This window comes from Peptococcaceae bacterium 1198_IL3148, from assembly GCA_036763105.1.
In the GTDB taxonomy this organism is placed as follows: Bacteria; Bacillota; Desulfotomaculia; order Desulfotomaculales; family Desulfohalotomaculaceae; genus JBAIYS01.
Map to the genome: position 1 here is coordinate 74000 of JBAIYS010000005.1, position 13602 is coordinate 87601.

The 13602-nt window shown below is 43.3% G+C and carries 13 protein-coding genes and 1 other annotated feature; of the genes, 3 read left to right on the forward strand and 10 right to left on the reverse strand.

Annotation, left to right across the window (positions count from 1 at the left end; translation table 11 throughout):
* Position 1 precedes the first annotated feature (1 nt).
* The 3 genes from hisS to V6C27_06545 all read right to left on the reverse strand — a co-directional run bounded on the left by hisS (position 2) and on the right by V6C27_06545 (position 3151).
* On the reverse strand, positions 2-1258 hold the full coding sequence (gene hisS / locus V6C27_06535) for a histidine--tRNA ligase (protein ID MEG6616083.1): 1257 nt from the start codon (positions 1256-1258) through the stop codon (positions 2-4).
* 98 nt (positions 1259-1356) lie between these two features.
* Positions 1357-1586: a binding site (T-box leader), on the reverse strand.
* 61 nt (positions 1587-1647) lie between these two features.
* The gene (locus V6C27_06540; protein MEG6616084.1) at positions 1648-2625 is read right to left on the reverse strand and encodes a zf-HC2 domain-containing protein; all 978 of its coding nucleotides are present in this window, start codon (positions 2623-2625) and stop codon (positions 1648-1650) included.
* A complete protein-coding gene (locus V6C27_06545) occupies positions 2612-3151 on the reverse strand; it encodes a sigma-70 family RNA polymerase sigma factor (GenBank protein MEG6616085.1) in 540 nt (179 codons plus the stop codon). Before V6C27_06545 ends, V6C27_06540 begins: the two co-directional genes overlap by 14 nt.
* A 171-nt stretch (positions 3152-3322) precedes the next feature.
* On the opposite strand from V6C27_06545, the gene V6C27_06550 reads away from it, so the two are divergent.
* A complete protein-coding gene (locus V6C27_06550) occupies positions 3323-3550 on the forward strand; it encodes a DUF896 domain-containing protein (protein ID MEG6616086.1) in 228 nt (75 codons plus the stop codon).
* Between the two features lie 18 nt (positions 3551-3568).
* Complete coding sequence (locus tag V6C27_06555) at positions 3569-4288, forward strand: HAD family hydrolase (GenBank protein MEG6616087.1); 720 nt, start codon at positions 3569-3571, stop codon at positions 4286-4288.
* 439 nt (positions 4289-4727) lie between these two features.
* Here the strand turns inward: V6C27_06555 and V6C27_06560 are convergent, their stop codons facing one another.
* The 5 genes from V6C27_06560 to recJ form a co-directional block, all read right to left on the reverse strand.
* Positions 4728-5348: an MBL fold metallo-hydrolase gene (locus V6C27_06560; protein MEG6616088.1), complete on the reverse strand. Its 621-nt coding sequence runs from the start codon at positions 5346-5348 to the stop codon at positions 4728-4730.
* Between the two features lie 37 nt (positions 5349-5385).
* Complete coding sequence (gene dtd, locus V6C27_06565; GenBank protein MEG6616089.1) at positions 5386-5823, reverse strand: D-aminoacyl-tRNA deacylase; 438 nt, start codon at positions 5821-5823, stop codon at positions 5386-5388.
* Between the two features lie 14 nt (positions 5824-5837).
* On the reverse strand, positions 5838-8018 hold the full coding sequence (locus V6C27_06570; protein MEG6616090.1) for a bifunctional (p)ppGpp synthetase/guanosine-3',5'-bis(diphosphate) 3'-pyrophosphohydrolase: 2181 nt from the start codon (positions 8016-8018) through the stop codon (positions 5838-5840).
* A 97-nt stretch (positions 8019-8115) separates the two neighbouring features.
* Positions 8116-8634: an adenine phosphoribosyltransferase gene (locus V6C27_06575; protein MEG6616091.1), complete on the reverse strand. Its 519-nt coding sequence runs from the start codon at positions 8632-8634 to the stop codon at positions 8116-8118.
* A gap of 32 nt (positions 8635-8666) precedes the next feature.
* Entirely contained in the window at positions 8667-11372 is a 2706-nt protein-coding gene (gene recJ / locus V6C27_06580; protein ID MEG6616092.1) for a single-stranded-DNA-specific exonuclease RecJ, read from the reverse strand.
* 185 nt (positions 11373-11557) lie between these two features.
* Between recJ and V6C27_06585 the strand changes: the two genes are divergently transcribed.
* Positions 11558-11839, forward strand: a complete 282-nt coding sequence (locus V6C27_06585; GenBank protein ID MEG6616093.1) for a transcriptional regulator — start codon at positions 11558-11560, stop codon at positions 11837-11839.
* Between the two features lie 219 nt (positions 11840-12058).
* On the opposite strand, the gene V6C27_06590 is transcribed toward V6C27_06585, so the two are convergent.
* Positions 12059-12781, reverse strand: a complete 723-nt coding sequence (locus V6C27_06590; protein MEG6616094.1) for an amino acid ABC transporter ATP-binding protein — start codon at positions 12779-12781, stop codon at positions 12059-12061.
* A 51-nt stretch (positions 12782-12832) separates the two neighbouring features.
* Positions 12833-13531, reverse strand: coding sequence for an amino acid ABC transporter permease (locus V6C27_06595; protein ID MEG6616095.1), 699 nt, complete (start codon positions 13529-13531; stop codon positions 12833-12835).
* Positions 13532-13602: the final 71 nt, after the last annotated feature.

Here is a 13602-nt window from a genome sequence, read left to right on the forward strand (position 1 = left end):
TTTATTGACCTCCCAATATTTCAATCGCTTTTTGCCAATCTATTTCTTGTTGTTCACCATTAGCCATGTCCTTTAACACCACAGTATTGTTGACTATTTCATTTTCACCAATGATGGCAACATAACGGGCATTAATTTTACCCGCATATTTCATCTGTGCTTTCAAACTACGGCCGTTATAATCTTTGTCGGCAACAAACCCTTGGGCCCGGACGTAAGACAAAAATTTAAAGGCCACCTCTTCGGCTTCTGATCCCGCTGTGACCACAAACACGTCGGGATGCCACTGTTGGGGAATTGCCACTCCCTGTTTTTCCATCACCAATAGAATTCTTTCCAAACCAAGGGCATAACCAATACCAGGGATTTCTGGTCCGCCACAGGCTTCCACCAGACCATTATAACGGCCACCGCCGCCAACGGAACTTTGGGCACCGATATCTTTGGTCATAATTTCAAAGGCAGTATGGGTGTAATAATCTAACCCCCGGACCAAATTGTGGTCCACCACATATTCAATGCCTAACACATCCAGTTGGGCCTGCACTTCCTTAAAGAAGCTGGCACACTCATCGCACAGGCAGTCAGTAATGGTTGGCGCCCCTGCAGACAGTTGATTACATTTTTCATTTTTACAATCTAGAATCCGCAGTGGGTTTCTATCAAAACGCCCCTGGCAATCTTTACAATAATGCTCTAAGTTGGGTCTAAAAAACCCTTGCAGTTTTTCTCTTAGTTTCGGTCGGCAATGGGGACAACCCAAACTGTTAATATGCAGTTCTAAATTCTTTAGACCCAGGCGTTCATAAACTTTCATGGCCATGGCAATTACTTCCGCATCGATTCCCGGGCTGTGGGCACCCAACACTTCTACGCCAAATTGGTGAAATTGCCGATAGCGACCGGCCTGGGGGCGATCATAGCGAAACATTGGTCCAATATAGTAAAGTTTTACTGGTTGTGGTCCAGCATACAATTTATTCTCCAAGTAAGAACGTACCACCGCTGCTGTCCCTTCGGGACGCAAGGTAATGCTGCGATCGCCCCGGTCGGTAAAGGTATACATTTCCTTTTCCACTATATCGGTGGTTTCGCCCACGCCGCGCTTAAACAACTCGGTATGTTCAAAAATCGGAGTGCGGATTTCTCTGTAACTGTAAGTACGGCAGACATCCCTAATTACGTTTTCGATGTATTGCCATTTTTCTACGTCCCCGGGAAGAATATCGTTGGTTCCCCGCGGTTTGGTGGTTAGCACATTGATCCCTCCACTTTTCTTATACTGGCTTTTGTTAGCCTTATCTTTCTGGTGGTAAAAATAAAAAACCCGTCCCTGGCTATGCTTAATTGCGCATACCCAGGGACGGGATAATTTCCCGTGGTGCCACCCTGATTGAACCTATAACGGTTCCACTTAACGGCGATAACGGTGCCACCGGGTAAACCTACTGAAAGATCATTGATATCGTTCGGTCACCACTCATGGGTGTTCTTCAACGCCACCTCTGTGGACAGGCTTTCAGTCTAGGACCTGTCTTCCCTGAACAGATGAAATAACGTTTACTTTTCCCAATCATCGATTTGACAATTTTATAAAGACTAACAAGATTGTAATAAACCAGCATTAATTTGTCAACCGCAGTAACTTTATAAATTTTCCAGTGCCAACGATAAACTGGCACCCGGGGTGAAGGTTTCACCATCTGTAATATCTTCGACAAAACCAATGTTTTTGGGTAAGCAATAGTTCAATTGATAATTATCGCCGTTGTCAAGTTGAATGTTGATAATATGGGTAACCTCATCCTCAAGCACAGTGTCATCGCTGGGCAGAGCTTCATTTATGCCCTGCACTATCATGGCAATGGTGTCCAAATTATCTTTCGGGGTAATTATCTGGTCCCCTTTTTCTTCATCATCTTCATCGGCGGTGATGACATTTACCTGTTGCACCGTCTCCAAGTCAACCCGGCTTTGGGCAACAAAAAGTTTTAGTTGCTGTTCACTCTCCCTAGGCATATCTGTCCTTAAAATATCCACATTGGCAATTTCCGGTGGTGCAGTGGACTTAGTTGTTTCTGTTACCACTTCTTTAGCAGATTCTATTTTGGGCTCTGATTTAGATTCCGATTTTGGATTCATTGCCATCGGCACCGATTCTCCAGCGACCTTTGGCTGTGGTAACTGAACATCTTGAGTGACAGTGTCTTGGTTTTGCTGCTCCCTTTGATCAAGGACTACCGCAGCGGGCGTCTCTTCTTTAGCTAGCTCTTTATTATCATCATTAATCCCCATTGGGTTACCCCAAATTCCCCAACCAATAGCCACCATTAAAAACACCGCTGCAATTTGTCCAATAAATTTGGGCTGCCGCCATTTTTTACTTTTCTTTGATGTGGCTATTTCGGCAACCAGCATTTGTTCCAGTTGATTGCTGAGATATTCCGGTGGTTCGATATTTTGGGCCAGCCCATGCAATTCGCTGATAATTTTCTTCAATGCTTGATGTTCGTTACCACAGGCAGTACAGTTTTGTAGGTGTTCCTGAACAACTTTATTTAGATCAGAGGGCAATTCTCCCATTATATAATCCGTTAGTAACTCAGAAATTTTAGCACAGGTCAAGGATGTCACCCCCCACTTGATTATCCAGATTTAATTTTGCTTTCATTTTTTGCAATGCTCTATAAATGCGTGATTTCACTGTGCCGGTGGGACAGTTCAAAACCTTTGCGATGTCATTGATGGTCATGTCTTGAAAAAAGCGCAACACTATTACCACCCGGTACTGCTCATCCAACTCTGCCACTGCTTGGGATATATCCATTTTAATATCACTGTTATGCTCAACGGTATCCGGCAACCATATTTGCTCAACCGGTGTGGTGCGCTGTCTTTGACGAACAACGTCAATGCACCGGTTGACCAAAATACGGCACAACCAGTTTTTAAACTGTTGGGGATCCCGCAATTTATGGATATCACGATATGATTTTAAAAGGGTTTCTTGGATAGCATCGGCAGCATCGTGTTCATTGCCCAGAATGCCATATGCAGTTTTATACATCAGCCCTTGGTAGCGCTGGCATAGCTTGATAAAAGCAGTGGGATCACCCTTTACTGCCTTCTTTACTAAAATTTCATCTATCATAGCACCCTTCACTTTCTTATGCTTCTTCCTTAAAGATCTATAGTTTTTTGAAAGTGTAAAAAAAGCCTCTATATATTTAGGCGTACCAAACCAGCAAAAGGTTTCTTTAAAATATAAATTTCTTTAAATCTCAGCAACTCTTGGTTATAATGGGTAATGAGGTGATTTGCATTGATTACAAAGGAATTGGTTGACCAAATAAACGCTCTGGCACGCAAACAAAAGAGTGAAGGACTGACAGCCGAAGAAAAGCAGGAGCAGGACCGGCTGCGTAAAATATATTTGGCCGGAATACGGCAACAGGTTATTGATCAACTGGGTGAACCACCAACCAAAAGAGATCAACATGGCCACGGCTGTTCCTGCGGTTGTGGACACCATCATCACCACAAACACTAGAATTGAGGTATATAACTTATGCTAAAAGCAGTACTATTTGACCTGGACGGCACCCTACTACCACTGGATTTAGATCCATTTATGCAGGATTACTTCAAACATTTGTCCGACCACTTTGCCCATCTTTATGAACCAAAGGCTTTTCAGGGCTATGTTTGGGAAGCCACCAAGGCCATGGTTAAAGACAATCGGGCGGATAAAACCAATGAACAGGTATTTATGGAGGCATTTCTGCCGATGGTCAACCATACCCAAGAACAACTTTTACCAATGTTTGACCACTTCTACAGCACCAAATTCAATGAATTAAAGCATTGCACCACCCCCACCCCGCTGGCCAAAAAAGTGGTGGCGGCGGTGATCGAAAAAGGATACCCGGTGGTGCTGGCCACTAACCCCATGTTCCCAGCCATCGCCACCCAAGCCCGGATGCGTTGGGCTGGCATTGAAGATTTGCCTTGGGAATTAGTCACCACCTATGAAAACAGCCATTACTGCAAACCAAACCCAGCCTATTTTAGCGAAATTTTAGAGAAGTTAAACGTTGCTCCATCAGAAGTGCTGTTGGTAGGCAATGACACCACGGAAGACTTGGTGGCCAGTAAATTGGGAATTAAAACTTATTTAGTAACAGATCATTTAATAGACCGCGGTGATTCACCCTTCAAACCCGATGCCAGCGGTACGTTGGAAGAGTTTTATCAGTTGGCTAAACAAGGCTTTGACGGAGTATTTTAAGGTTTTAGGATCAAAAGTAAACAAACAAAACCCTGGTGTCTTTTGCCTTTGCATTCAGACAAAAGGTAATTGAAAAACCCGGCACCTGCTGCAGGTAGCGAACGACATGTAGTGGCGCAGCGAACCGAAGTTAGCGAAGGAGGTTGTCGGAGGCAGGGTGGCGCATAGGACGTGCGCCACTGGCAACTGAGCCATGGACGGCGAATTTACCGCAACCTTTATCTCAACAGGTAAACAGAAATCAAACCAAGCAAAAGACACCGGCTGAGAACGAGTAAAAGTTGTTTGTAATCGAAATTAAAGTTGTGATAGTGCAAATGTTGCGTTTTGGTGGGCTCAATGAATTGAGCCCCTACATTTACATGCCGAAATGAAAGATAAAAGAGCGCGAAAACTGCGCTCTTTCCTTCATTCAGAATTCAAAATTCCTAATTCATAATTATTTTAAGTATGGGTTTCTTTTCATTTCCTGTTCAATGGTGGTGTCGGGACCATGCCCAGGATAAACTGTGGTTTCACCTGGCAATGTTAGTAGCTTTTCTTTAATGCCTTTAATCAAATCGCTGTGGCTACCGCCTGGAAAGTCCGATCTACCCACCGAACCGCTAAACAGAGTGTCCCCTGAAAATAACCGACCTTCCACTTTAATGCAGATGCCACCGGGTGTGTGCCCGGGAGTATTGATAATTTCCAATTTTAAATTGCCCACTGTAATTACATCCCCATCAGCCAGCAATTGATCTGCAGGTGTGGTGGCAAAGGGGTTGCCGATAAATGCAGACAGATTCTTCTGGGGGTCAGTAAGCATAGCGGCATCGGCGCTGTGAATTAGCACCTTAGCACCGGTCACCGTTTTTACTTTTGCCACCGCCCCAATATGATCTGCATGTCCATGGGTGCAAATTATATATTCAACTTTCACCGCCAACCGTTCAACGGTGGCTAAAATCTCAGCTGCATCGCCACCGGGGTCAATCACAGCAGCCCTTTTAGTTTGCTCACAGGCCAAAATATAACAATTGGCCTCCATATGACCAACCATTAATGTTTCTAAGATCACAGGTATTCCCCCAAATAATAATTTTTAAAATTATTTTCTAACTTTCCAACAGTATTGTTACCGGTCCGTCATTAACAATGTTTACCACCATGTGTTCTTGAAATTTACCGGTAGCCACCTTTAAACCTTGTTGTTGTAAAGCTTGGACAAACCGGTGATACAACTCCCTGGCAACTTCGGGTTTGGCAGCGCTGGAGAAACTGGGACGGCGACCGCGCCGACAATCGCCATAGAGAGTAAACTGTGAAACTGCCAGTACTTCTCCACCAATATCCAATACTGATAGGTTCATCTTATTTTGGTCATCTTCAAAAATTCTTAAATTGGCGATTTTATCGGCTAAATATTTAATATCATTTTCAGTATCCCCGTCACCAACGCCTAATAATACCACTAACCCTTTGTGAATTTGGCCAATCACTTCATTATCCACAGTTACCGATCCGCTGGTAACTCTCTGTATCACTGCTCGCATGCTACACCCCCGTTTTAGTGTGCCACAGTTTGACCTCCAGCTACCCGACGCACTCCGTAGACATCCTTGATCCTTTTTACTTTGTTAACCACATACTCCAGTTGCTCCAAACTGCTTAGGTGTAGCGCCAATTCAATGGTGGCCATCCGATCTTTCCGAGTACGGGCAGTAACCCAATTGGTGTTTATTTTCATTTCCAACAGTACGTTGAGTACGTCGTTTAACAACCCAGCCCGGTCAAAGCCGTGGACTTCCAATTTAACATGGAAAGATGAATGGAAATTTTTATCCCACGTCACTTCCACCAGCCGTTCTGTTTCTTCCTTAGCCAGTTCTGCTAGGTTCTGGCAATCGGTGCGATGAATGGATACCCCCCGTCCCCTGGTGATATAGCCAATAATGTCATCACCAGGCACCGGGTTACAGCAGTGGGCTAATCTAATTAACAAATTATCAATCCCTTTAACCCGAATACCCTGGGTCGGTTTGCCCCAATCATCTTTGTTTGATTGTCTTGCGGTTACATCTTCAACAGTAATGGGTTTTTTAACATCAAGTTCCAGTTCATCTTTCAATTTGCCGAGAATCATCAAAGCAGTTACTTGGCCACTGCCAATGGCGGCAAAAACATCGTCTACACTGGAAAAATTAAATTTCTTACCCACTTCCAATAATTTATCGCTTTTGATAATATTGGGTTCCAATCCATGTTTTTTGATTTCTCGTTCTAATGTCTCCCGGCCTCGAACAATGTTTTCCTCTTTTTGCTCTTTTTTAAACCATTGGCGAATCCGGGCTTTTGCTTGGGAGGTCTTAACAATGTTTAACCAATCGCGACTGGGCCCACTGCTTTTATTGGTAATCACTTCAATGATATTACCATTTTTAAGCTTATAGTCCAGGGGTACAATTCTACCATTAACTTTGGCACCAATGCAGCGATGGCCGATGTCGGTGTGAATGCGATAAGCAAAATCTATTGGCACCGAACCCGATGGCAGTTCCACCACATCACCCTTGGGGGTAAACACAAACACCGAGTGGGCAAAAATGTCTATTTTTAGACCTTCCATAAACTCATGGGCATCCCGCAGGTCATGCTGCCAATCCAACAGTTGTCGCAACCAGCTTAATTTCTCATCATAATTCTTGTTACCGCCCTTGACACCTTCTTTATATCGCCAATGGGCGGCAATGCCATACTCGGCAGTGCGGTGCATTTCAAAGGTGCGAATTTGTATTTCAAAGGGTTCACCCTTAGGTCCAATCACGGTGGTATGCAATGACTGGTACATATTGGTTTTGGGCATGGCAATATAGTCTTTAAATCTACCGGGAATTGGTTTCCAAATGGTGTGAGCAATACCTAAGGCACCGTAACAATCCTTTACGGTATCCACAAATATCCGAATGGCCAGCACGTCAAAAATCTCTGTAAAGTCCTTTTGCTGTTCCTTCATTTTTTTATAAATTGAATAAAAGTTTTTGGGCCGCCCGGTTATTTCGGCCTTAATCCCCATTTCCAACAGTCTTTCGTTCAACATATTGATCACTTGTTGAATGAATTCTTCCCGCTTCTTCCGGGTAGAAGCAACCAATTCCTTTAACCGATAATATTCATCCGGATACCGATAGCGGAAAGATATATCTTCTAATTCCCATTTGATATGGTAAATTCCTAAGCGATGGGCCAAAGGAGCAAAGATCTCTAAAGTCTCTTCTGCCTTTTCCCGTTGTTTGGCTTGGGATTGATAGTTTAGAGTGCGCAGATTGTGTAGCCGGTCTGCCAATTTAATTAAAACTACTCTAATATCCTTGGCCATAGCCAAAAACATTTTACGCAAGTTTTCCGCCTGGCGCTCTTCTTTAGATTTAAATTCTAATTTACCGAGCTTGGTTACTCCGTCAACCAATAAAGCAACATCTTCGCCAAATTCTTCCTTAATATCGTCCAACGTAATGACAGTATCTTCTACCACATCATGCAACAGGCCACCCACCAGCGTTCTGGTGTCCAGTTGCAAATCAGCCAGTATTTTAGCTACTTCCACCGGGTGAATAAAAAAATCTTCACCGGATATTCTCTTTTGTCCAAAATGAGCCCATTCAGCATAGCGGTACGCTTTGCGGAGGAAAGCGATGTCCGCATGGGGATTATACTTATTAACTTTGGCAATAATTTCTTCTAAGGACACCGTTCACCCCTCCTTTATATTAGCCCAAAAGGGCTCAATTAAATTGAGCCCTTACAATTAATTTACTAGCTTTGGCCATCGAACATAAAAAATGTTACTAAATGTCGTATTTTATAAGGGATATTATATCATAATTACCTAGTTTAGCTCTACCATTTAATTCGGTTAATTCAATAATAAAGGCAGCGCCCACCGTTTCGCCACCCAATTGCTCTACCAAGCGCTGGGCAGCGGCCAATGTACCGCCGGTGGCCAACAGGTCGTCAACCAGCAGCACCCTTTGTCCAGCAGATATGGAGTCCCGATGGGCTTCCAAGGCATCCTCGCCATATTCCAAAGCATATTTACTTTGAATGACATCGGCAGGTAGTTTTCCGGGCTTACGCAGCAACACCACCCCGGCACCCAACTCATAGGCCAGTGGAGCCCCTAGGGCGAATCCCCTGGCTTCGGGGCAAGCAACCAAATCAATATTTAAGGGGCGGCATTCTTCAGCCAATAACTGGACGGTATATTGGAAGGCCATGGGGTCCTTTAATAATGTGGTAACATCTTTAAAACTGATACCTTTTTTGGGAAAATTTGGTACAATTCTGATAAAATCTTGTAGATTCAAAAATGGTGTCTCCCTTCTACATTATCTAACAATTATAAGTAAGGTAATTTAGTAATATGTTTTAGGTTACCGCTTACCATAATGGTAACAAACTGTAGGCCTTCTAACGCAATGTTATTGGTCCAACGAAATGTTTTTGAGATATCAAGATCTAATTTATGATCCGGCCGGGGCAACATCTTAACTTGATAAAAACCATTTCTATAACTAAACTTAAGTAATCCAAGCTCCTCAAAGATTTTCATTCCCAACAAAGCGGTATAATCCTCCACCAGTCCACCGCCGTCTTCTTTTAAAATTTCCAACAGGTCCGCCACTGGAATTTCTACCACTTTACTCATACCAACTCTGTGCACCAAGTATTTATACAAAATCACTAAGCAGTCCCGTTCGGTTGACAAGGTGGTTAATGCTTTACTGGCTGCAGCAATGTCCTTAATACCAAACATCAAATAAAGATCTCCGCTACCACCGGCAGCCTCTGTGGCCGCCCGTAACCCCTTGGCACTGAAGGGTGGATAATAAAGAACCGCTTTGCCAATGCCACGGATATTTAGTGAACCCACCAGCGCCGGTGTGGTGACTATGATGACCCCGGAATCGGGAGTAGACAATTGACTAATATATTCTTTTGTATCATCGGGAATTCCGCGGCAGTAATAAACTATCCGATGGGCCAAATCTGGGTTTCTCAAGGCCAGCGTATGGGCTAACTCAATGACCTGATAACCACTGGTCACCAAAATAACTATTGACTCGTCGCCAATTACTTCTTCCAAAAGGCTTAGCCGATCTGGACAATCACGATAATCATGTAAATTTATTTTCTCCCAAAAATCTGCCGACATTTCTTTAACTTGGTCATCCACTGGACCATTTCTTTTATATGATTCCAACTTCTGCAATATATAATCCGGGCTAGATAATCTTAGGGCTTTATTGCTTAATAATTTTTGACAATAGCGGGCAATATCCTCTGAAAAGTAGGCACAACTGATACCACCATCATTTTTTATCGCTGCTCGGAGGCTGATATCCTTAACCTTTAGTTGCACTGAACGACGACCGTTCCACTCATTTATTTCCGGCACAAAGGCTACGTCTACAGTTTCGCTGGTGGCCAGCATTTCCCCATAGGCCGCTAAATTAAAACCAATCCCATCGTATACCGACCGATTGCTCTTCAACTTTAGTTTGAGGTGGTTTTGTTTTTCCCCCACCGCCCGCCAATTTACCATCGCCACTTCCCGAACCCCCAATAGTGGTCCAGGATTACAATGTCCAAAGGGGGCCAACCGGCCCATCTCTTCCACCACATGCTCTGTTAACTCATCCAATGATACTATTTTATCCAAAGTAATAGTAGGTATCATCAGCTCTTCTGTCAATACCTGATTGGCAAAATCATTAATTTTTTGTCTAAAATTCTCTATATCCTTAGTATAAATGGAAAATCCCGCAGCATTGGCATGACCACCGAAGTTTATTAAATAGTCCTGACAATAAACCAAAGCATTATACAGGTGGAATCCCTCAATGCTGCGGGCTGACCCCTTGCCTTCTTCACCATCCAGAGAAATCATTAATACCGGTCTGTGATAACGCTCTAGCAACCGGGAAGCAACAATGCCAATGACACCGGAATGCCAGTTTTCAGAAGCCAGTACCAATACTTTATCCTTTAATCTATCGGGTTCATTTTCCAGCATCCCAATGGCTTCTTCCAACACCTGTAGCTCTATGCCTTGGCGTTCTTGATTGCTCCTATTTAACTGCTCAGCTATTTCCATCGCCCTTTCCGGTTCAGGGCACAACAATAACTCGACCCCTAATCTAGGGTCCCCCACCCGGCCGGCGGCATTCAAACGTGGCCCTAAGGCAAAGCCAACATCCTTAGTGTCCACCACCGCTTTTTTAGCAACACCACTGACTTCTTTTAAAGCGGCCAGCCCTAAATTGGGGCTGACTCTCAATTGTTCTAATCCATGTTTAACTATCACCCGGTTTTCTCCTAACAATGGCACTATGTCGGCCACCGTTCCCAAGCAAGCAATGTCCAACAGGTCATACCAAGCATGATTGGGCAGCTCAATTTCTTGATAGATTGCCTGCACCAGCTTTAATGCTACACCAACACCGGCCAGATCTTTAAAAGGGTAGTTACAGTCCACCCTTTTGGGATTTACCACCGCCTCTGCCTTAGGCAATTCCACACCGGGCTCATGGTGATCGGTAATGATTAATTTAAGACCAAGCTGTTGGGCCAGTTTAGCCTCTTCGATGGCAGTGATACCGCAGTCTACAGTGATAACCAGTTGATAGCCCTCTTCTGCTGCCCAACGCAAGGTATCTTGATGCAAACCATATCCCTGTTCACGTTGGGGTATGTAATAGTCCACAACACCGCCTAAACGATGCAAAGCATTAACCAACAGTGCGGTGGCTGAAATACCATCAACATCATAATCCCCATGTACCAATATCGGTTGACCTTTTTGTAGACATTCCATTACCACCTGCAACGCTTTATCCATGTCCTTCATTAGTAAAGGGTCATTTAAGCCATCCAATTTGCTGTTTAAAAATGCCCGGGCTTCTTCCACGGTATGAATTCCGCGATTAATCAACAATTGTGCCAATACTTCCGAAATATTTAACTGATTAGCTAAAATAATCTTCAGTGTAGGGTTATTCGATTTTACTCGCCAAAGTTTTTTGTTTTTTGTAGTTTTATTCATAGCAACACCTACTTAACTGTTCTATATCAATTATAAACTAGCCCAACCATATATTCAATGAATGGTAAAAAATATTGTGAAATCTGACACAAGCCTCGGGCTTAGCTAACGAATAAGTTTAGTTGGTTGGGGAAATAATATGATTAACAAAGCAACTAGTGATTAAAAGGAGTGATTTCAGCAAAGTGAATAACCTAACTATCCATGAATATTTTAATGACGTTGCTAACAGATTACCAGAAGAAGCTGGCAATGTTTTAAGAGCATTATTCACTGAGGGAAAAATGAATAAAGAAGAATTATCGTTAACCGCCAAAGTAAAAAGAGCGGTATTGGACCATATAATTATGCAACTTTATGCATTGGGATTGGTGGATGTAACCTCAGAGGGAAAAAGTAAAATTTGCTCTGTAACCAAACTTGGTGAAGAATACCTCGATTTGCATAAGCTTAAGCCAGCGATTTAACAATTCAAGGGGCTGTTGCAATACCTACAATAGAGGACGGTTTTCACACCGTCCCCACCAAGTAACACAGGTTTGGTGCTCGGGGCAGGTATGGAAACCTGCCCCGAGCACCACTTTTGGCAACAGCCCCTTAATTTTGAATTCTGAATTATAAATTTTTGAGTTTTTCATTTATAATTCAAAATTCTCAATTCATAATTGCCTTCTTTATAATTGCTTTTACAGTATTTTACTCAAGAAGGACTGGGTTCTGGGGTTTTGGGCGTTAGTGAATATTTGTTCTGGATTGCCTTCTTCCACGATTTTGCCTTCGTCCATAAAAAGAACTCGGTCGCCCACTTCCCGAGCAAAGCCCATTTCGTGGGTAACCACCACCATGGTCATCCCTTCCTTGGCTAACTGTTTCATCACCGCCAGCACCTCTCCCACCATCTCTGGATCTAATGCGCTGGTGGGTTCGTCAAACAGCATTACTTTAGGCTTCATGGCCAACGCCCTGGCTATTGCCACCCGCTGTTGCTGACCGCCGGAAAGTTGACTGGGATAAACATCAGCCTTATCCGACAAGCCAACCTTTTGCAGCAGTTCCTTAGCAATTTCCTCTGCCTCTTGTTGGCTGATACCCCGCACTTTCATTGGGGCCAAGGTAATATTATCCAGGACAGTTTTATGGGGAAATAAATTAAACCGTTGGAACACCATGCCCACTTCTTGGCGGACATAGTTAATATCTGTCTTGGGATCAGTAATATCATAACCATCAACAACAATGGTTCCAGCTGTTGGTTCCTCCAACCGATTTATACAGCGCAGAAAAGTACTTTTTCCTGAACCGGAAGGTCCGATAACCACCACCACTTCTTTTTCTTCGATGGCACAGTTTACATCCTTTAATACTTCCAATTTGCCAAAGCTTTTATATAGATTATTAACTTCAATGATCATCGGATTTCAACCTCATTTCTGTACAATCTGCCTGTTTGCTGATGCCAGTTAATCATCAGTTTTTAGTCTCCTCTCCAACCTATCCACCAACCGAGAGAAGGTAAAGGTCATAATTAAATAGATAAAGGCCGCTGTTAACCACAGTTCAAAGGTAGCATAGGTACGGGCAACTTCCAACTGGGTTTTTCGAGACAGTTCCTCAAAGCCAATGACAGATAACAGCGATGTTTCTTTTAATAAAGCAATAAATTCGTTACCCATTGGTGGGATCACTCGTTTAAAGGCTTGGGGCAAAATAACATAACGCATTGCTTGGGTGTGGGTCATTCCCAATGAACGGGCAGCTTCCATTTGTCCCTTCTCAATGGACTGCACCCCGGAACGGAAAATTTCAGCAATATAGGCTCCACTATTTAAGGATATAGACATAATTGCCGCCACCCAAATGTTTAGGGAAAAATCAGACATAAAGGGAGTGCCACCATAGATCACATACTGTTCGTGAAGCAGTTTAAATACCCTGGGCAAACCAAAGTATATTAACATAATTTGTACAAAAAGTGGTGTACCACGCAAAAAATCCACATAAGCGGTACCGATCATGCGGAAGACTTTTCTATTTGATAGTCGAGCTAAACCAGTAATTAAACCAATGATACCACCGAGCAGAATACCAACCACCGTGATGAATAATGATACTCCAGCTCCTTCAATCATCAATGGTAATGCATGTATAATTGTGTCCATAATTCACCTCATCTTTAATCTGTGCCACAGCACAATAAATATGCGTAACCGTTAGGGGGTTACGCATATTT